At 69.6% G+C, this 19,988-nt stretch carries 14 protein-coding genes; all 14 read left to right on the top strand.

What is annotated here, in order from left to right:
* Positions 1 to 439 precede the first annotated feature (439 nt).
* The 14 genes from FHW84_RS09640 (at position 440) to FHW84_RS09575 (ending at position 19,862) form a co-directional block, all read left to right on the top strand.
* Positions 440 to 2,047 carry a 2-isopropylmalate synthase gene (locus FHW84_RS09640; protein ID WP_167254864.1) on the top strand — a complete coding sequence of 536 codons (1,608 nt, stop codon included), beginning with the start codon at positions 440 to 442 and terminating at the stop codon, positions 2,045 to 2,047.
* Positions 2,044 to 2,985 carry a branched-chain amino acid transaminase gene (locus tag FHW84_RS09635; protein ID WP_167254862.1) on the top strand — a complete coding sequence of 314 codons (942 nt, stop codon included), beginning with the start codon at positions 2,044 to 2,046 and terminating at the stop codon, positions 2,983 to 2,985. The genes FHW84_RS09640 and FHW84_RS09635 overlap by 4 nt, the downstream gene beginning before the upstream one ends.
* Positions 2,982 to 4,394 (top strand): 3-isopropylmalate dehydratase large subunit, encoded by a 1,413-nt coding sequence (leuC, locus tag FHW84_RS09630; RefSeq protein ID WP_167254860.1) that lies wholly within the window; start codon positions 2,982 to 2,984, stop codon positions 4,392 to 4,394. Before FHW84_RS09635 ends, leuC begins: the two co-directional genes overlap by 4 nt.
* Before the next feature lie 101 nt (positions 4,395 to 4,495).
* Complete coding sequence (gene leuD, locus FHW84_RS09625; protein ID WP_167254858.1) at positions 4,496 to 5,080, top strand: 3-isopropylmalate dehydratase small subunit; 585 nt, start codon at positions 4,496 to 4,498, stop codon at positions 5,078 to 5,080.
* Entirely contained in the window at positions 5,077 to 6,174 is a 1,098-nt protein-coding gene (leuB, locus tag FHW84_RS09620; protein WP_167254856.1) for a 3-isopropylmalate dehydrogenase, read from the top strand. The genes leuD and leuB overlap by 4 nt, the downstream gene beginning before the upstream one ends.
* Positions 6,175 to 6,342: 168 nt before the next feature.
* Positions 6,343 to 8,064: a dihydroxy-acid dehydratase gene (locus FHW84_RS09615; RefSeq protein ID WP_167254854.1), complete on the top strand. Its 1,722-nt coding sequence runs from the start codon at positions 6,343 to 6,345 to the stop codon at positions 8,062 to 8,064.
* Positions 8,061 to 9,089 carry a ketol-acid reductoisomerase gene (gene ilvC / locus FHW84_RS09610; protein ID WP_167254852.1) on the top strand — a complete coding sequence of 343 codons (1,029 nt, stop codon included), beginning with the start codon at positions 8,061 to 8,063 and terminating at the stop codon, positions 9,087 to 9,089. The genes FHW84_RS09615 and ilvC overlap by 4 nt, the downstream gene beginning before the upstream one ends.
* 137 nt (positions 9,090 to 9,226) lie before the next feature.
* Positions 9,227 to 11,029 carry a biosynthetic-type acetolactate synthase large subunit gene (gene ilvB, locus FHW84_RS09605; RefSeq protein WP_167255389.1) on the top strand — a complete coding sequence of 601 codons (1,803 nt, stop codon included), beginning with the start codon at positions 9,227 to 9,229 and terminating at the stop codon, positions 11,027 to 11,029.
* 10 nt (positions 11,030 to 11,039) lie between these two features.
* The gene (gene ilvN / locus FHW84_RS09600) at positions 11,040 to 11,288 is read left to right on the top strand and encodes an acetolactate synthase small subunit (protein WP_167254850.1); all 249 of its coding nucleotides are present in this window, start codon (positions 11,040 to 11,042) and stop codon (positions 11,286 to 11,288) included.
* A complete protein-coding gene (gene ilvA, locus FHW84_RS09595) occupies positions 11,285 to 12,868 on the top strand; it encodes a threonine ammonia-lyase, biosynthetic (RefSeq protein WP_167254848.1) in 1,584 nt (527 codons plus the stop codon). The genes ilvN and ilvA overlap by 4 nt, the downstream gene beginning before the upstream one ends.
* 160 nt (positions 12,869 to 13,028) lie before the next feature.
* Positions 13,029 to 15,002 carry a S8 family serine peptidase gene (locus tag FHW84_RS09590; RefSeq protein WP_167254846.1) on the top strand — a complete coding sequence of 658 codons (1,974 nt, stop codon included), beginning with the start codon at positions 13,029 to 13,031 and terminating at the stop codon, positions 15,000 to 15,002.
* Between the two features lie 372 nt (positions 15,003 to 15,374).
* On the top strand, positions 15,375 to 15,935 hold the full coding sequence (locus FHW84_RS09585; protein WP_167254844.1) for a sigma-70 family RNA polymerase sigma factor: 561 nt from the start codon (positions 15,375 to 15,377) through the stop codon (positions 15,933 to 15,935).
* On the top strand, positions 15,932 to 16,954 hold the full coding sequence (locus FHW84_RS09580; RefSeq protein ID WP_167254842.1) for a FecR domain-containing protein: 1,023 nt from the start codon (positions 15,932 to 15,934) through the stop codon (positions 16,952 to 16,954). The genes FHW84_RS09585 and FHW84_RS09580 overlap by 4 nt, the downstream gene beginning before the upstream one ends.
* 49 nt (positions 16,955 to 17,003) lie before the next feature.
* The gene (locus tag FHW84_RS09575) at positions 17,004 to 19,862 is read left to right on the top strand and encodes a TonB-dependent receptor (protein WP_167254840.1); all 2,859 of its coding nucleotides are present in this window, start codon (positions 17,004 to 17,006) and stop codon (positions 19,860 to 19,862) included.
* Positions 19,863 to 19,988: the final 126 nt, after the last annotated feature.

Here is a 19,988-nt window from a genome sequence, read left to right as displayed (position 1 = left end):
GATCTGTAGGAATGGTCTGATTTCCAGGCTTTTCCTCGATCCATGCGCCTCCACGAAATCACCACGAATAATCGCGATCTCATCGCATCCAGCCATCTGGACGTCCAAATGTGATCGAGCAAACTTTTTTCGATCATTACACAAGAAACTGTTGACACGCCCCGACGAGCCCCGTTAGGGTCGATGACATGTCGCATCGCAACACCACCGCCAGCATCGCCGAAAGGACCCGCCCTCCAGCGGTTCACGGCCTGCTGCGGCTCCGCGGCAACCTCCTTCTTGCCCTTGTACTCGTACTCCTTATTACCAACGGAGGTGCGGGCTGAGGGCGTGTGTCCAGGTAAAGCAAGACTGACCTGAATACTCCTAAAGAACCCCGCACCCGAACAGGATGCGGGGTTTTTTGTTGCCCTCGGCCCAGCACCGCAACGGAGCCGACATGACCAACGACACCCAGCACAGCAACGACAGCAGCGAGGACGGCGTAGTAGCCGACGACCGCGTGCGCATCTTCGACACCACCCTGCGCGACGGCGAACAGGCGCCCGGCTTCGGCATGGACCGCCGCGCCAAGCTGCGCATGGCGCATGCGCTCGAAGCGCTGGGCGTGGACGTGATGGAAGCGGGCTTCCCGCAGGCGTCGCCGGACGACTTCGCCGCCGTCGCCGAGATCGCCAGGTCCGTGCGCCACTCCACCGTCTGCGCGCTGGCGCGCTGCCAGGCGGCGGATATCGACACCGCCGGCCGCGCGCTGGAAGCCGCGCAGCACTCGCGCATCCACGTGTTCCTGTCGACCAGCCCGCTGCACCGCGAGCACAAGCTGGGCATGAGCAAGCAGCAGGTGATCGACACCGCCATCGCCGCCGTCGAGCGCGCGAAGGCCTTGTGCCACGAAGTGGAGTTCTCCGCCGAAGACGCCATGCGCACCGAGCCCGATTACCTGGCCGAAGTGTTCAGCGCCGCGATCGCCGCCGGCGCCACCACGGTCAACGCACCGGACACGGTCGGCTACGTCACCCCTGCGGAAATCGCCGAACGCTTCGCCTACCTGCGCAAGCACGTGAAGGGCGCCGAGCGCGTGGTGTTCTCCTCGCACTGCCACGACGACCTCGGCATGGCGGTGGCCAACAGCCTCGCCGCGGTGAGCGCCGGCGCGCGGCAGATCGAGTGCACCATCAACGGCATCGGCGAGCGCGCCGGCAATGCCTCGCTGGAAGAAGTGGTGATGGCACTGCGCGTGCGCGGCCCCTACTTCGGCGTGGATTCGCGCATCGACGCGCGCCGCCTGGTGCAGACCTCGCGCCTGCTGACCCAGCTCACCGGCCAGGCCGTGCCGCGCAACAAGGCCATCGTCGGCGACAACGCCTTCGCGCACGAATCGGGCATCCACCAGCACGGCATGCTCAAGCACCGCGGCACCTACGAAATCATGCGTCCGCAGGACGTCGGCATGGGCGAGACCAAGCTGGTGCTGGGCAAGCATTCCGGCCGCCACGCGCTGCGCTCGCGCCTGCAGTCGCTGGGCCACAGCCCGGAAGAAGCCGCGATGGACGAGATCTTCGCGCGCTTCAAGACGCTGGCCGACAAGAAGCGCGAGATCCACGACGAAGACCTGGAAGCGCTGGCGCTGGGCCAGGACCCGGATGCCGCCGGCCCCTGGCGCATCGTGCAGCTCAATTCCACCTCGCACCTGGGCGGCAGCGCGTCCGCCTCGGTGCGCCTGGCCCACGACGACGGCCGCGAGGTCGGCGAAGCCGCCATCGGCGACGGCCCGGTCGACGCCGTGCTGCGCGCCATCGAGCGCGCCACCGGCACCGGCCTGGAGCTGACCCAGTTCCAGGTGCGCGCCGTCAGCGAAGGCGGCGACGCCCAGGGCCAGGCCCAGCTCACCGCGCGCCACGCCGCGCGCGACTGGCGCGGCAACGGCGTCAGCACCGACATCGTCGAGGCCACCGCGCTGGCCGCGCTTTCCATCGTCAACCGCATCGAGCGGCAGGCCGCCCCGACCGCCGCCGCGCAACCGCAAGTCCAAGGAGCCACCGCATGACCACGCCCTTTCTCTGGCACAACGGCCAGATCAAGCCGTGGACCGAAGCCACGGTCCACGTCAGCACCCACGCGCTGCACTACGGCTCCTCCGTGTTCGAAGGCGAGCGCGTGTACGCCACGCCGCAGGGCCCGGCCTATTTCCGCCTGGCCGACCACACCCGCCGCCTGTTCGAGTCGGCGCGCGTGTACGAGATCGAGATCGGCTACAGCGAAGATGAGATCAACGCCGCCTGCATGGAAGTGATCCGCGCCAACCGCATGAGTTCAGCCTACGTGCGCCCGATCGTGTTCCGCGGCGCGGGCGGCCTGGGCGTGCTGGCCAAGCCCGGCGCGCCGGTGGACGTGGCGATCATGGCGATGGAATGGGGCGCCTATCTCGGCGATGCGCGCGAGCACGGCGCCGACGTGTGCGTGTCCTCCTGGCAGCGCCCCGCGCCGAACACCGTGCCGAGCTGGGCCAAGGCCGGCGGCAATTACCTGAGCAGCCAGCTGATCGGCCTGGAAGCGCGCCGCGGCGGCTACGCCGAAGGCATCGCGCTCGGCCACAACGGCCTGCTGAGCGAGGGCGCCGGCGAGAACGTGTTCGTGGTGAAGAACGGCAAGCTGCTCACGCCGCCGACCAGCGCCGGCATCCTGGCCGGCATCACCCGCGACACCGTGATGACGCTGGCGGAAGACCTGGGCATCAAGGTCGAGGAACGCGACCTGCCGCGCGAAGCGCTGTACACCGCCGACGAAGTGTTCATGACCGGCACCGCCGCCGAGATCACCCCCGTGCGCTCGGTCGACCGCAAGCCGGTCGGCACCGGCCGCCCCGGCCCGGTCACCCGCGCCCTGCAGGACGCCTTCTTCGGCCTGTTCGACGGCACCACGGACGACCGCTGGGGCTGGCTGACGCCGGTGCACACGCAAGCCACCGAGCAGGTGGCCGCATGAGCGCGCGCACCCTGTTCGAGAAATTGTGGGATGCGCATGTCGTCGCGCCCGAAACCGCCGACACGCCGGCCATCCTGTACATCGACCTGCACCTGGTGCACGAAGTCACCTCGCCGCAGGCCTTCAGCGAACTGCGCGAGCGCGGCCTGAAACTGCGCCGCGCCGACCGCACCCTGGCCACGCTGGATCACTCCACGCCCACGCTGCCCGCGAACGACAAGGGCGAGCGCCCCTACGCCAACGAGGAAGCGAAAGCCCAGGTCGCCCAGCTGGAAGCGAATTGCCGCGAGTTCGGCGTCGAGCTGCACGGCTGGGACAGCAGCGAGCGCGGCATCGTGCACGTGATCGGCCCGGAGCTGGGCGCGACCCAGCCGGGCATGACCATCGTCTGCGGCGACAGCCACACCTCCACGCACGGTGCGTTCGGCGCGCTGGCGTTCGGCATCGGCACCACCGAAGTCGGCCACGTGATGGCCACGCAGTGCCTGCTGCAGCGCAAGCCCAGGACGCTGGCCATCCACGTCGACGGCCAGCTGCCCAAGGGCGTGGGCGCGAAGGACCTGATCCTGCACATCATCGGCGAGATCGGCGTCGACGGCGGCACCGGCCACGTCATCGAATACCGCGGCGAAGCCATCGAGGCGCTGTCGATGGACGAGCGCATGACGGTGTGCAACATGTCGATCGAAGCCGGCGCGCGCGCTGGCCTGATCGCGCCGGACGAGGTCACCTTCGATTGGCTGAAGGGCCGTCCGCGCGTGCCGCAAGGCGCCGCCTGGGACGCTGCCGTTGCCAAGTGGCGCGCGCTGCGCACCGACGCCGGCGCCAGCTACGACCGCGAAGTGCGCATCGACGCCAGCAAGGTCAAGCCCACCGTCACCTATGGCACCCATCCGGGCATGGCCATCGCCATGGACGTGCCGGTGCCGGCCGCACGCACCGCGCAGGAAACCCGCGCGCTGGACTACATGCGCGCGCAGCCGGGCAAGCCGATGCAGGGCACGCCGGTGGATGTCGTCTTCATCGGCAGCTGCACCAACTCGCGCCTGTCCGATCTGCGCGAGGCGGCCGAGATCCTGCGCGGCCGCCGCATCGCCGACGGCGTGCGCATGCTGGTGGTACCGGGCTCCGAAGCGGTGCGCCGCGATGCCGAGCGCGAAGGCCTGCACCAGGTGTTCACCGCGGCCGGCGCCGAGTGGCGCGTGCCGGGCTGCTCGATGTGCATCGCCATGAACGGCGACCTGGCGCAGCCGGGCCAGCTGGTGGTGAGCACCTCCAACCGCAATTTCGAAGGCCGCCAGGGCAAAGGCGCGCGCACCGTGCTGGCCAGCCCCGCCACCGCCGCCGCTTCCGCCCTGGCCGGTTCCATCGCCGACCCGCGCGAATACCTGGTGGAGGCTGCCGCGTGATTTCGATGTGCGCTACCGCGAGCACTCGCCCCTCATCCGCCCCTTCGAGGCACCTTCTCCCCGGCGGGGAGAAGGGCATCTGTCCTTCGGGAGTTTATTGAATGAAGCCCGTCACCCGCCTCCATTCCCGCACCGCCGTGCTGGCCGACGAGAACATCGACACCGACCGCATCATCCCGGCGCGCTTCCTCACCACCACCGAGCGCGCCGGCCTGGGCAAGCTGTGCTTCAACGACTGGCGCTACCTGCCGGACGGCAGCGACAACCCCGCCTTCCCGCTCAACCAGCCGCAGGCCAAGGGCTGCGCCATCCTGGTCGCCGGCCGCAACTTCGGCTGCGGTTCCTCGCGCGAACACGCGCCGTGGGCGCTGCTGGACTACGGCATCCAGGCCGTGCTGTGCAGCGAGATCGCCGACATCTTCCGCAACAACGCGCTGAAGAACGGCCTGCTGGCCATCGTGGTGTCCGAAGCCGAGCACCACTGGCTGCTGACCCACCCCGGCACCGAGCTGACCATCGACGTGCAAGGCCAGTACATCGCCCTGCCCGATGGCGGCCGCATCCCGTTCCAGCTCGAACCCTTCGCCCGCCATTGCCTGCTGAACGGCGTCGACCAGCTCGGCTACCTGCTGCAGCACGCCGACGCCATCGCCCACTACGAACAGCATCTGGAGCAAGCCGCATGAAAGCCCGCATCGTCACCCTGCCCGGCGACGGCGTCGGTCCGGAAGTCACCGCCGCCGCCGTCGCCGTGCTGGAAGCCGTCGCCGCCCATTACGAGCACAGCTTCGAGTACGAGGAACACCTGATCGGCGGCTGCGCCATCGACGCCACCGGCGAGCCGCTGCCGGCCGATGCGCTGGCCGCGTGCCAGTCCGCCGACGCGGTGCTGCTGGGCGCGGTGGGCGGGCCGAAGTGGTCCGACCCGTCCGCGCCGGTGCGCCCCGAGCAGGGCCTGCTGGCGCTGCGCGCGGCGCTGGGTGTCTACGCCAACCTGCGTCCGCTGCAGGTGCATCCGGCGCTGACCGCGCTGTCGCCGCTGAAGGACGACAAGCTGCGCAACGTGGACGTGCTGTTCGTGCGCGAACTCACCGGCGGCGCCTACTTCGGCGCCAAGACGCGCACCGCCGACACCGCCACCGACGAGTGCAAGTACACCGTGGCCGAAGTCGAGCGCGTGGTGCGGCGCGCCTTCGAGCTGGCACGCGGCCGCCGCCACAAGGTCACCTCGGTGGACAAGGCCAACGTGCTGGAAACCTCGCGCCTGTGGCGCAGCACGGTGCAGCGCATCGCCGCCGACTATCCGGACGTGAAGCTCGAACACCAGCTGGTCGACTCCATGGCCATGCTGCTGCTGACCCAGCCGGCCAGCTACGACGTGGTGGTCACCGAGAACCTGTTCGGCGACATCCTCACCGACGAAGCCGCCGCGCTGGCCGGTTCGCTGGGCCTGCTGCCCTCGGCCTCGCTGGGCGAAGGCGCGCGCGGCCTGTACGAGCCGATCCACGGCTCCGCGCCGGACATCGCCGGCAAGGGCGTGGCCAACCCGGTCGGCGCGATCCTGTCCACCGCCATGCTGCTGCGCCACTCGCTGGGCCTGGAAGAAGAAGCCGGCGCGGTGGAAGCGGCCGTGGAGCACGTGCTGCAGCACGGCCCGCGCAGCCGCGACATCGGCGGCGACGCCGGCACCGCGGCGATCCGCGCAGCGGTGGTCGCGGCGCTGGACGAGCACGTCGCCAACTCGGAAGCCTTTTTCAGCGGAGCGCGCGCGTGCGGCTAACGGCTGCCCGCGCGGCCTCCGTGCCGCCTGCTTCCCCCTGCGCGCGGCGGGATATGAGGGCGTCGCTCACTCCGCCCCGAGTGAACGCCACTCCCCGCGCCCTGTCCCGCGTGCCCCTGCGCGCAGGGGGAGCAACCTGTTGTCATGCCATCCGGAGCGTTTCTTTCCATGCGCAGTGATCTCATCAAGACCGGCGCCGACCGCGCCCCCGCGCGCGCGATGCTGCGCGCCACCGGGCTGGACGACGGCGCCATCGCCAAGCCGCTGGTGGCGGTGGTGCATACCTGGTCCAACGTCAGCCCCTGCAATCTCAACCTGCGCGAACTGGCCGAGCACGTGGCCGAAGGCATCCGCGCCGCCGGCGGCACGCCGGTGGAGTTCAACACCATCGCGGTCACCGACGGCATCGCCATGGGCACGCCCGGCATGCGCGCCTCGCTGATCAGCCGCGAAGTGATCACCGACTCGATCGAGCTGGCCGTCGACGGCCACTGCCTCGACGCGATGGTGGTGCTGTGCGGCTGCGACAAGACCATCCCCGCCGCTGCCATGGCCATGGCGCGCCTGGATATCCCGGCGGTGGCGCTGTACGGCGGCACCATCGCGCACGGCACGCACGACCAGCACCCGATCACCATCCAGCAGGTGTTCGAAGCGGTCGGCGCGCACGGCGCGGGCAAGATCGACGACGCCGAACTGGCCTCGGTCGAGCGCGACGCCTGCCCCGGCGCCGGCGCCTGCGGCGGCCAGTTCACCGCCAACACCATGGCCATGGTGCTGACCACGCTGGGCCTGTCGCCGATGGGCTTCAACGACATTCCCGCCACGCATCCGGCCAAGGCCGCCGCCGCGCGCCGCTGCGGCGAGCTGGTGATGGACTGCCTGCGCGAGCAGCGCACGCCGCGCGGCTTGATCAACCGCACTTCGCTGCGCAATGCCGCGCGCATGGTCGCCGCCACCGCCGGCTCCACCAATGCGGTACTGCATCTGCTGGCGATCGCGCGCGAAGCCGGCGCACCGTGGACGCTGGAGGATTTCGAGCCGGCCTCCGTGCATACGCCGGTGATCGCCGACCTGCTGCCCGGCGGCCGCTACACCGCGGTGGAAATGTTCGGCGCCGGCGGCGCCGCGCGCGTGGCGCAGGAACTGATTGCTGCGGACATGCTGGAAGACGCCCCCACCGTCACCGGCCGCAGCCTGTTCGAGGAAGCCGCGGCGGCGCCGCGCGCGGCGGAGCAGGACGTGATCCTGCCGGTCGCCCGGCCGCTCAAGCCGCGCGGCGGCTATTCCATCCTGTACGGCAACCTCGCGCCGGAAGGCTGCATCCTGAAGATTCCCGGTAAGAGCGGTGCCGGCAAGGGCGCCACGCATTTCGAAGGCACTGCCCGCGTGTTCGAAAGCGAGGAGCAGGCCTTCGCCGCCGTGCAGCAGGGCCGCATCGCCAAGGGCGACGTGATCGTGATCCGCAACGAAGGCCCGGCCGGCGGCCCCGGCATGCGCGAGATGCTCGGCGTCACCGCCGCGCTGATCGGCCGCGGCCTGGGCGACGACGTCGCGCTAATCACCGACGGCCGCTTCTCCGGCGCCACCCACGGTTTCATGGTCGGCCACATGGCGCCCGAAGCCGTGCGCGGCGGCCCGATCGCGCTGCTGCGCGACGGCGACCGCATCCGCATCGACGCCGGCCTGCGCGCCATCGAAACCGACGCGGACCTGGCCGAGCGCCGCAAGCACTGGACCGCGCCCGCACCGAAAGTCACCACCGGCGCCCTGGCCAAGTACGCGCGCCTGGTCGGTTCCGCCTCCGACGGCGCCAACACCCATCCGAACACCGCTGTCTCCACCCCCACACACGTCCAAGTCACCGCTACCGAAGGAGTCACCGCATGAGCAGCACCACTTCCAACCCGACGCTGGCCAACGCCCGCATCGCCGTGCTCGGCTACGGCAGCCAGGGCCGCGCGCACGCCCTCAACCTGCGCGACTCCGGCCTCGACGTCGTGGTCGGCCTGCGCAAGGGCGGCCCCTCGTGGGAGCGCGCCACCGCCGAAGGCTTCAAGGTCGCCGAGCCGGGCGACGCCGTGCGCGGCGCCGACCTGGTCGCGGTGCTGACGCCCGACATGGTGCAGCCGGCGCTGTACAAGGAATCGATCGAGCCGAACATCAAGGCCGGCGCGGCCCTGCTGTTCGCGCACGGCTTCAACGTGCACTTCAAGCAGATCGCCCCGCGCGAGGACATCGACGTGATCCTGGTCGCGCCGAAGGGCCCGGGCGCGCTGGTGCGCCGCGAATACGAGATCGGCCGCGGCGTGCCCAGCATCTGGGCGATCCACCAGGACGTCACCGGCGAGGCCGAAGCCAAGGCCAAGGCCTATGCCGACGGCATCGGCGGCGGCCGCGCCCTGCTGATCAAGACCGACTTCAAGGAAGAGACCGAGACGGATCTGTTCGGCGAGCAGGCCGTGCTGTGCGGCGGCGCCAGCTCGCTGGTGCAGGCCGGCTTCGAGACCCTGGTGGAAGCCGGCTACCAGCCGGAGATCGCCTACTACGAAGTGCTGCACGAGCTGAAGCTGATCGTGGACCTGTTCTACGAAGGCGGCATCGCGCGCATGCTGGAATTCGTCTCCGAGACCGCGCAGTACGGCGACTACGTCAGCGGCCCGCGCGTGATCGACGCCGGCACCAAGGCGCGCATGAAGGACGTGCTCACCGACATCCAGGACGGCACCTTCGCGCGCAACTGGATCGCCGAGTACCAGGCAGGCCTGCCCAACTACAAGCGCTTCAAGCAGGCAGACCTGGAGCATCCGATCGAGCAGGTCGGCGCCAAGCTGCGCGCGCGCATGTCCTGGCTGCAGGCCGGCGCCGCCGCGGCCGGCAAGCCCGCCGCCGAGCCGCTGAAGAAAACCGGCTGAACCGCCCCGCCCCTCGCCGCGACGGCGAGGGGTTTTCATTTGCCATGAGGATTCGCGACACCATGAACGCCCTGCTGCCGGACATCGCCGACGCCACGCACGCCGACGACGCCACCCATCCCCTCAACGCGCTGCGCATGAGCGGCGCCGAGGTGGTGGTCCAGGTCCTGGCCGACGAGGGCGTGGACGTGCTGTTCGGCTACTCCGGCGGCGCCATCCTGCCGGTGTACGACGCGGTGTTCCGCTACAACGCCACCCACATCGGCCCCAGCGGCGGCGAACCGCTGCCGCTGATCGTGCCGGCCAACGAGCAAGGGGCCGGCTTCATGGCCGCCGGCTACGCCCGCGCCTCGGGCAAGGTCGGCGTGGCCATCGTCACCTCCGGTCCCGGCGCCACCAACATGGTCACGCCGGTGCGCGATTCGATGTCCGACTCCATACCGATGGTGGTGCTGTGCGGCCAGGTGCCGACCACCGCGATCGGTTCCGACGCGTTCCAGGAAGCGCCGATCGCCAACATCATGAGCGCCTGCGCCAAGCACGTGTTCCTGGTCACCGACGCCGAAAAACTGGAAGCCACCCTGCGCACCGCGTTCGAGATCGCGCGCAGCGGCCGCCCGGGGCCGGTGGTGGTGGATATCCCGAAAGACGTGCAAAACACCTTGCTGCCCTTCCACGGCGAAGGCCTGCTGCCGATGCCGGGCTATCGCGCGCGGCTGGAACGGCTGGAGCAGTCGGTGCTGGACGACGCGCAGTGCGCGGCCTTCTTCGAAGCGCTGGCGCAGTCGAAGCGTCCGCTGATCTATGCCGGCGGCGGCACCATCGCCTCCGGTGCTTCCGCCGAGCTGCGCGCCTTCGTGGCCGACTACGGCCTGCCCGTCACCACCACCCTGATGGGCATCGGCGCCTACGACACCACCGAGCCGCTGGCCCTGCACATGCTGGGCATGCACGGCACGGCCTATGCCAACTACGCGGTGGAGGATTGCGACTTCCTGTTCACCCTGGGCGCGCGCTTCGACGACCGCGTGGCCGGCGTGCCGGACAAGTTCGCGCCGCAGGCGAAGTTCATCGCGCAGATCGACATCGACCCGGCCGAGATCGGCAAGGTCAAGACGGTCCACTGGCACCACACCGGCGACCTCTCCCGCACGCTGGCGCAGCTGCGCGCCTGGGGCGAGCGCCACGGCTGGCGCGAGAAGCTGTCCGAACGCTACGCACCGTGGCATCGCCACGTGGCGGACCTGAAACACACGCACGCGCTGGACTACGACCGCGCCAGCCCGCTGATCCAACCCTATGCGGTGATCGAAGAGATCAACCGCCACACCCGGGGCCACGCGGTGATCAGCACCGGCGTCGGCCAGCACCAGATGTGGGCGGCGCAGTATTTCGATTTCCGCGAGCCGCGCCATTGGCTGAGCTCCGGCTCGATGGGCACCATGGGCTTCGGCCTGCCCGCGGCGATCGGCGCGCAGTTCGCGCGGCCCGGCGCGGTGGTGATCGATATCGACGGCGACGCCAGCATCCGCATGAACCTGGGCGAGCTGGAGACCGTCACCACCTACGGCCTGCCGGTGAAGGTGGTGGTGCTCAACAATATCGGCGACGGCATGGTGAGGCAGTGGCAGAAGCTGTTCTTCCGCGGCCGCTTCGCCTCCTCCGATAAGAGCCTGCACCGCAAGGACTTCATCAAGGCCGCGCAGGCCGACGGCTTCGAATGGGCGCGCCGCCTGGAGCGCAAGGAAGAACTGGCCGCCACCATCGCCGACTTCCTCGCCCATCCGGGCCCGGCCTTCCTGGAAGTGATGATCGACCCCGATGCCGGCGTGTATCCGATGGTCGGCCCCGGCGCCACCTACGCGCAGATGATCACCGGCGGCCACATCGCCTCGCGCCAGTCGGTGCAGGCCGACGGCGCCGCCAGCGACATGTTCTGACGAGATACTCATGAAACACACGCTTTCCATCCTGCTGCAGAACGAGGCCGGCGCCCTGGTGCGCGTGGCCGGGCTGTTTTCCGCGCGCGGCTTCAATATCGATTCGCTCACCGTGGCCGCCACGCAGGACCCGGCCGTCTCGCAGCTCACCCTGGTGATGCACGGCGCCGACGAGGCGGTGGACCAGCTGATCAAGCAGGCGCGCAAGCTGGTGGACGTGATCGAAGTCAGCCATCCCGCCGCGGAAGCCCTGCAGTGAACGCGGTGGCCGCCGACCGGCCGCCGGCGGAAGACGCGGACCACGACCTGCTGCGGCGCACGCTCGCTTCGCGCGTCTACGAAGTGGCGCGCGAATCCGCGCTGGAAGCAGCGCCGCTGCTGTCCGAGCGCATCGGCCAGCAGGTGCTGCTCAAGCGCGAAGACCAGCAGCCGGTGTTCTCCTTCAAGCTGCGCGGCGCCTACAACAAGATGGTGGGCCTGGATGCCGCGCAGCGCGCGCGCGGCGTGATCGCCGCTTCCGCCGGCAACCATGCGCAGGGGGTGGCCCTGGCCGCGGCGAAGCTCGGCCTGCGCGCGGTGATCGTGATGCCGGTGACCGCGCCGCAGGTAAAGATCGACGCGGTGCGCCGCCTCGGCGGCAGCTGGGTGGAAGTGGTGCTGGCCGGCGATTCCTACAGCGACGCGCAGGCCGAAGCCGCGCGCCTGGAACAACAGCACGGCTACACCTTCGTGCATCCCTTCGACGACCCGGCCGTGATCGCCGGCCAGGCCACCGTGGGCATGGAGATCCTGCGCCAGCATCCGGGCCCGCTGCATGCCGTGTTCGTGCCGGTGGGCGGTGGCGGCCTGCTGGCCGGCGTGGCGGCGTACATCAAGGCGCTGCGGCCCGAAGTGAAGGTGATCGGCGTGCAGACGGTCGATTCCGACGCCATGGCGCAGTCGCTGGAACAGGGCGAGCGCGTGACGCTGGACGAAGTCGGCCTGTTCGCCGACGGCACCGCGGTCAAGCGCGTGGGCGCGGAAACCTTCGCGCTGTGCCAGCGCCACGTGGACGCCATGCTGCGCGTCGACACCGACGCCATCTGCGCGGCGATCCGCGACGTGTTCCAGGAAACCCGCTGCGTGCCGGAACCCTCCGGCGCGCTCGCCCTGGCGGGCCTCAAGCAATACGCCGCCATGCACGATCTGCACGACGCCACCCTCGTCGCCATCGTCTCCGGCGCCAACCTCAACTTCGACCGCCTGCGCTTCGTCGCCGAGCGCGCCGAAGTGGGCGAGCAGCGCGAGGCGGTGTTCGCCGTCACCATTCCGGAAGAACGCGGCAGCTTCCGCCGCTTCTGCGCCACGCTCGGCCAGCGCTCGATCACCGAGTTCAACTACCGCATCGGCGATGCGGCGAACGCGCATATCTTCGTCGGCATCCAGATCCGCCAGCGCGACGAGCGCGAGGCGCTGACCGCCGCCTTCGCCGCCGAAGGCTTCGGCGTGCTCGATCTGACCGACGATGAACTGGCCAAGCTGCACCTGCGCCACATGATCGGCGGCAGCTCGCCGCTGGCGCGCGATGAATTGCTGTACCGCTTCGAGTTCCCCGAACGCCCGGGTGCGCTCACGCGTTTCCTCGGCCATATGCATCCGGACTGGAACATCAGCCTGTTCCATTACCGCAATCACGGTGCGGATTACGGCCGCATCCTGGTCGGCATCCAGGTGCCGGCGGATGAGCGGGCGATGTTCCAGCAGTTCCTGGCCCAGTTGGGTTACCCCTGCCGGGACGAGAGCGGCAACCCCGCGTATCGGCTGTTGCTGCGCGACGCGACGCATCCGGCCGCGGCATAAACCCGAGTTTTTCGTCCTCGCACCGGTCACCCGGATACCGGCATGCATGCCGGACATCGGTCTTGGTGTCTCCCTGTCGCCCGATGCACGGCAAGGCGGGTTCGCCGTCATCTGATATCGGCGAGGCCGCTCCCGCCTCGTCTCGATACGGGGAACTCCCATGCCAAGAATCGATGCCCTTGCGCTCGCGCTGCTGGTCTCCACGGCGCTCGGCGGCACTGCTCACGCCCAGCAGCTGCGCGGCGACAACGCGCCGCCTGGACTGTCCGCGCTGGAACGCTCCACCGGCACCAATGCCAAGCTCGACAACGCGCTGCTGCGCATCAAGCGGCAAGCTGCGGCCCTCACTTCCACCGGCCGCTCGGCCACCGCACGGCCGGCCAGCGCAGAACCCCATGTCACGGTCGACATCGTGGCGAAGGGCGACGTGGCCGCCGTGCGTACGCAGCTGGAAGCGCTGGGCTTCGAAACCGGCGCCGTCTACCGCAACGACATCGGCGGACGCCTGCCCGTTTCGAAGATCGACCAGGCAGCGGCGCTCCCCGGCGTGCTGACCATCAGCGTGCCGGAGAAGCGCACCCGCGCCGGCCTGGTGAACTCACAGGGAGACTCCGCGCAGCGCAGCAAGGCATTGCGCGAAACCGGGCGGATCCGCCTGGCAGCCGCAGACGCCGCCGCGCTCACGGCCATAGACGGCAGCGGCCTGACCATCGGCGTGATTTCTGACAGTTTCGACTGCCAGGCCGGCCAGGCCGAAGACATCGCCAACGGCGACCTGCCCGCGCGTATCACCGTAGTCAAGGAGTCGAGCGACTGCCTCGGTTCCGGCTCGGACGAAGGCCGCGCGATGGCGCAGATCATCCACGACGTGGCGCCCGGCGCGAGCATCGCTTTCTATTCGCCCGATACGCTGGCCGACTTCGCCCGGGGCATCAAGACGCTGGCCTTGCCCACCGACCAGACCGATGAGCATGGCCGCCGCGGCACCGGTGCGCGGATCATCGTCGACGACCTGGGCTTCTTTAACGAGCCGCTCTACCAGACCGGCCTTGCCGGCGCCGCCATCGACGAGGTCGTCCGCACGCATGGCGCCGCTTATTTCACCGCCGGCGGCAACGACGCCAACCGCGGCCGGGCCGCATACGACAACAACCACGCCAGCTTCGCCAACGCCGCCGTTCAACGCGGCGATGGCGGCTTACGTGCGCCGCTCAACCTCGGCGAACGCCTGCTCGACTTCGATCCGGGCAGCGCCACCACGCTGGAGAACCTGCCCATCACCGTCAGAGCGCGCTCGACCACCATCATCGGCGTGTACTGGGATCAGCCCATGACCTCACCCAATGCCAGCAGCTCGCTCAACCTCTGCCTCGGCGACCAGCGGGGCAAACCGATCCGGGCCGGCCTGTGCACGGGCCGCTCCGTGATCGGCCAGCCGGCGCAGCTGCGCCTCAACATCACCAATCCGGGAGCAGCCTACCGGGGCACGCTGCGCCTGGGGCTCGCCGACGGTCCGGCACCGGCGCGGGTGCATCTGATCGTCCTGGCCGGCGGCTCCACCATCGACAGCCACGGCACCGATACCGGCACGCTCTACGGGCATACCCTGTCGGCGAACGCCATGACCCTGGGCGCCGCCGACTATTTCCGCACGCCGTACTGCAACTCCGCCCGGCAGACGGCCATGCTGGAATCATTTTCCTCCGCCGGCGGCACGCCGCTGCTGTTCGACAACGACGGCGCGGCATTGGCGGACGCCGCCGTCCCGCGCAAGCCGGACTTCGTCGCCCCCGATGGCGTGACCACCACCTTCTTCGGCCAGTCCAGCGCGAACGCCGGTGCGGACGAGGCGGACGTCGCCGACTGCCGCACCTATCCGGATTATCTGTCGTACCACTTCTACGGCACCTCGGCCGCGGCCCCGCATGCCGCCGCCGTCGCCGCCCTGCTGTGGCAGGCCGAACCCACCGCCACGGTGGCCGACCTGTACCAAGCCATGCAGGCCTCGTCGCTCGATATGGCGAGCGCAGGTTTCGACCACCGCTCCGGCCACGGCTTCATCCAGGCCGACCAGGCCCTGGTCAATCTGCGCGAGAAGCTGGACGCCGCCAGCGCCGGGCAGAAGACGCCCTGACCCCCGCCACCCGCCTCCCGGCATCCGCCCGGGAGGTAGGGGGTTTCCTCGTCCTTGCGTTTATCTCCTCAGGTGACCGGAAAAATCCCGGTGGATTTTGCCGTAGCCGTCCGTCGCCTCCGGGCGCGGGCGGCGCGGCGCCGATTTCCCTCTGGTGCCCCCGGAGGGGAGCGCAAGACGCACGGATCGCGGATTGTGGGCCTCGTCCTCCCCTGAAACGAGGCCAAACCCTGGCAACAGGGGCTACCCCCCTCCCTCGTGCTTGGGCACGGGGGAGGGGTTTTACCCACGCTGGCGCGGTCTCCGAGCGAGGTAGCCTTGAACAATTGCGATACTCTGGCCCTCGGGGGTTTCCGCGTACGGAATCAGGGTATGGGTGGAAGTTCGGCCGACGGCGAACAGCCGGGTCGCCAGGTGGGAAATGCACTGCGTTTCGACAGCTTCGTGCGCGAACAGCGCCAGTCCCTGCTGGCCTTCCTGCGCCGCCGCGTGTCGTCCGAAGAAGACGCGCAGGACATCGCCCAGGAAAGCCTGGTCCGCCTGATCCGCTATCGCGAACATGCCCCGGAGTCCTGGAGTTCGCTGCTGTACCGCATCGCCATCAATGCGCTGAACGACCGCGCCCGCCGCGCGCAGACGCATTACCAGCACGACCACATCAGCCTGGACGAGTACGCGCACGGCCTGGTCTCCGACGACCAGGACCACGACCAGCGCATCGCCAACCAGCAGGAGCTCGCGCGCCTGCAGCAGGCCCTGCTCGGACTCCCCTCGCGCTGCCGCGAGATCTATCTGCTCAATCGCATCGAAGGCATGAGTTACCCGGAAATCGCAAAGCACTGCGGCATCTCGGTCAAGGCCGTGGAAAAAAACATCAGCAAGGCGCTTGCGCTGCTGCGCAAGAAGCTGGGCGACAGGGGGCAGGCCGGATGAACGCCAACCAAGCAGATTCACCCCGCGACTGTCCCACCAGCGCCGAAAGCTGGCTGGCCCGCCTGCACGCACCGGACTGCGGTCCCGCCGAACGCGCCGCGTTCGAGCATTGGCGCGCGCAGCACCCGGACCATGCGCAGGCCTATGCCCAGGCCGAGCGCCTGCACGCCAACGCCGCCCTGCTCGCCGGCGACCCGCTGCTGCGCGCCGCGAGCCTGGCCGCGCGCCGCCGCACCGCGGCGCGGCGCGACCAGCGGCGCCTGCTGGCGCGGCTGTTGCCGATGGCGGTGGCGGCCTCGGTGCTGCTGGCCTTCGGCGTGCCGTACCTGCTGCGCGGCACGCACGTCGACCATGGCGGCTTCTCGCGCCGCTACGCCAGCGCCACCGAGCTGCCGCGCAGGCTGACCCTGGACGACGGCACGCGGATGATCCTGGATGCCGACTCCACCGTGACCACGCATTTCGACGCGCAGCGCCGCCTGGTGACGCTGGAGCGCGGGCGCGCCGAATTCGCCGTCGCGCACGCGGCGGCGCCGTTCGAAGTGCATGCCGGCGGTAATGTGATCCGCGATACCGGTACCGTGTTCCAGGTAAGCAAGGAGCGCGACGCCGTGGTGGTGGGCCTGCTCGCCGGCTCGGTGGAAGTCACCCATGGCCAGCAGACCCAGGCGCTGTCGCCCGCGCAGCAGCTGCGCATCGCCGCCGACGGCAGCAGCGCCGTGGTCGGCGCGCTGGACACCCAGGCCGCGCAGGCCTGGGGCCAGGGCGAGCTGGTGTTCCGCGAACGCCGGCTGGATTCGCTGTTGGCCGAGATGAACCGCTATTCCGACACCAAGCTGCTGCTGGGCGACCAGCGCCTGGCCGACCTGCGCATCAGCGGCAGCTTCCACGCCGGCGACCAGCAGGCCCTGGTCAAGGCGCTGGATGCCGGCTGGGGCCTGCGCGCGGTGACCACCGGCAGCCATGAGCTGACGCTTTACCCCGGATCGCCCTCGAACGCCGGAGGCGCGCGCCGCTGAGTAGCCCGCTGCGTCCCGCGTTGCCGCAACCCCGGCGCTGCTAGCAGGCATGCGCGCAGGCCGTCTGTTTCCGCTTCTGGCCGCGGCCCTGGTGCTGCTGTGGCCGGCGCGGGCCGCGCATGCGCTGGAAGACCGCGATTACCGCATCGCCGCCGGCACCCTCGACGACGGCCTGCGCGCCTTCGCCCGGCAAAGCGGCACGCAGCTGCTGTACGCGCCGGAGCTCGCCACCGGCCGGCGCAACGCCGGACTCAGCGGGCATTACTCGGCCGACCGTGCGCTGCAGCAGCTGCTGCGCGGCAGCGGCCTGCGCGCGGTGGCGGTGGACGAACACACCTATGTGCTGAAGGCCGCCGCGGCGGCCGCGCTGAAGCTGCCCGCGCAGGAGCTGCCGCCGATCGAACGCCCTTCGCCGGCGCCGCGCCTGGCGCCGGTGGAAGTGACCGGCACGCATATCCGCCGTACCGACGTGGAAACCGCCTCGCCGCTGACCGTGATCGATCACGAACAGATCGAGCGCAGCGGCTACCAGACCCTGTTCGACCTGCTGCGCGCGCAGCCGGGCATCCGCGTGAGCAATGCGCCGGTGGCGATGACCGAAGGCGAGCTGTATCAGAACAACGGCCTGGCCACGGCCACCGGCGCGGCCTCGGTGGATCTGCGCGGGCTCGGTTCCTCGGCCACGCTGTTCCTGGTCGACGGCCAGCGCATGGCCGGCTATGGCCTGAGCCAGAACAACTTCAGCACGGTCAACGATCTCAACAGTATCCCGCTGGCCCTGGTGGAGCGGGTGGAGATCCTGCGCGACGGCGCCTCGGCCATCTACGGCTCCGACGCCATGGCCGGCGTGATCAACGTGATCATGCGCAAGGACGCTCCTGGTGTAAGTCTCAGCAGCAGCTACGGCATCTCCGGCCACGGCGACGCGCAGCAGCGCCGCGTCACCGCCAGCGCGGGCGGCATGGTCGGCCACGAACTGCATGCGCTGGTGAGCGTGGATTACCTCAACCGCCAGCCGCTGCTCGGCGGCGCGCGCGACTGGAGCCGGCAGCGCCAGTCCGGTTCGGACGACAGCAGCGGCGATGCCAGCGCCTTCGTGCTGGACGGCGCCAACCTGCGCTACCTGGCCGGCGGCTGCTCGGCGCGGCAGCGCAACGCCAGCGGTGTGTGCATCGACGACGACGCGCAGCTCACCAGCCTGCAGACCGGCCTGCTCAGCCGCTCGCTGTTCGCGCACCTGGACCGCCGCTTCGGCGCGCTGCAGGCCTATGCCGACCTGCGCTGGACCAAGATCGACCAGCGCCAGCAGATGGCGCCGCTGCGCGACAGCTTCATGCTGCCGGCCAGCCATCCGGACAACCGCAGCGGCGACGACGAGCCGATCTACGACCACAGCTTCAGCGACCTCGGCCCGGTTCGCGACCGCTCCGTATCGACCAACCGCTTCGTCACGCTGGGCCTCAAAGGCCACTGGGACGAATGGGACTGGGACGTGCACGCCAACGACCAGCGCAACCGCAGCGACGACCAGCTGCGCGGGCTGCTGCGCGTGGACAGCTTCGCCAGTTCGCTGCGATCGGGTTCGTTCCGGCTGGATGCACCCAACGACGCCGCGGTGGTGCAGGCGATCTCGCCCGTGCTGATGCGCCACGCCACCGCCGCCAAGACCAGCCTGAGCGTGCAGCTGACCGGGCCGCTGGCGCAGTTGCCGCACGGCCCCTTGTCGATGGCGATCGGCGCGGAGACCTGGCGCGACCGCCTGGACGACCGCCCCGATCCGCTGCTGCTGCGCAACCTGGTGCAGCAGTTCGACAGCCCCTACCAGCGCCACGAGAACCGGCACAGCCTGGCCGCCTATACCGAGTTCAACGCGCCGCTCACCGCACGCCTGCAGGCCAACCTGGCCTGGCGGCTGGACCGTACCCAGCCCTATGGCGCCGCCGTGTCGCCCAAGCTCGGCCTGAAATGGGACCTGCGCGACGACCTGAGCCTGCGCGGCACCTGGGCCAAGGGCTATCGCGCCCCTACCCTGTTGCAGCTCAGCCGTCCACCGACGCTCGCCGCCACCCGCTTCATCACCCAGGTGGCCAACAGCGCGCTGCCCTGCGTCAACGCCACGCCGGCCACCGACGACACCTCGTTCTGCCAGGTGCAGGCCAATTCGGTCAGCAATCCGAACCTGCGGCCGGAGACTTCGCGCAGCTACACGCTGGGCGTCGTGTGGGCGCCGAGCAGCGCGTTCGGCGCGGCGCTGGATTTCTATCGCATCCGCCGCGACCACGAAATCATCCAGCTGCCGCTGAGCTATGCCCTGCTGCATCCGGACAGCTATCCGCAGCTGTTCCAGCGCAGCCGCCGCGGCGTGCTGTACGCGCTCAACCAGCAGCTGGTGAACCTCGGGCATACCGACGCGCGCACCATCGACCTGGATCTGCGCTACCGCCACCAGACCGCGCGCTACGGCCGCTACGACATCCACCTGGGCGTCGATTACCTGGACCGGCTGGACCGCCAGATGATCGAGGGCGATCCCAGCATGCGCTATGCGGGCTACGCCTCGCAGCCGCGCGTCAGCGCATTGGCCAGCCTGGACTGGACGTACCGCGACTGGAGCCTCGGCGCCAACCTGCGTTTCACCGGGCACTACCGCTACGAGCCTTATGCCGGCAGCCCGCTGACCTGCCCGGACGATTTGCAGCAGAACGGCAAATGCAAGACGCCGGCCTTCAGCGTGCTCGACCTGCATGCCGCGTACAGCGGCATCGCGCATTGGTCCTTCAGCTTCAACGTGCACAACGCGCTCGATCACCAGCCCGTGTATTACGGCTCGCCCGGCATCGCCTACAACCCGATGTTCGACGATGTGGTGGGGCGTTATTACCTGATCGGCATAAGCTACCGGCCTTAGAACGCCTGGGCTTCCGTCGCGGTTCCGTGCTCCTGCTTCTGTGCTCCGTGGGTCCCGCTCACTCCAACCCTCTCTCCGCAGGGGAGAGGGAGTTCATCGCGCGCATCTCTTCGAGGCGCCGCAACT

The organism is Dyella sp. SG562 (genome assembly GCF_011759495.1).
In the GTDB taxonomy this organism is placed as follows: Bacteria; Pseudomonadota; Gammaproteobacteria; order Xanthomonadales; family Rhodanobacteraceae; genus Dyella_D; species Dyella_D marensis.
The sequence above is the reverse complement of the archived record's forward strand: the minus strand, read 5'-3'. Positions and strand labels throughout refer to the sequence as shown.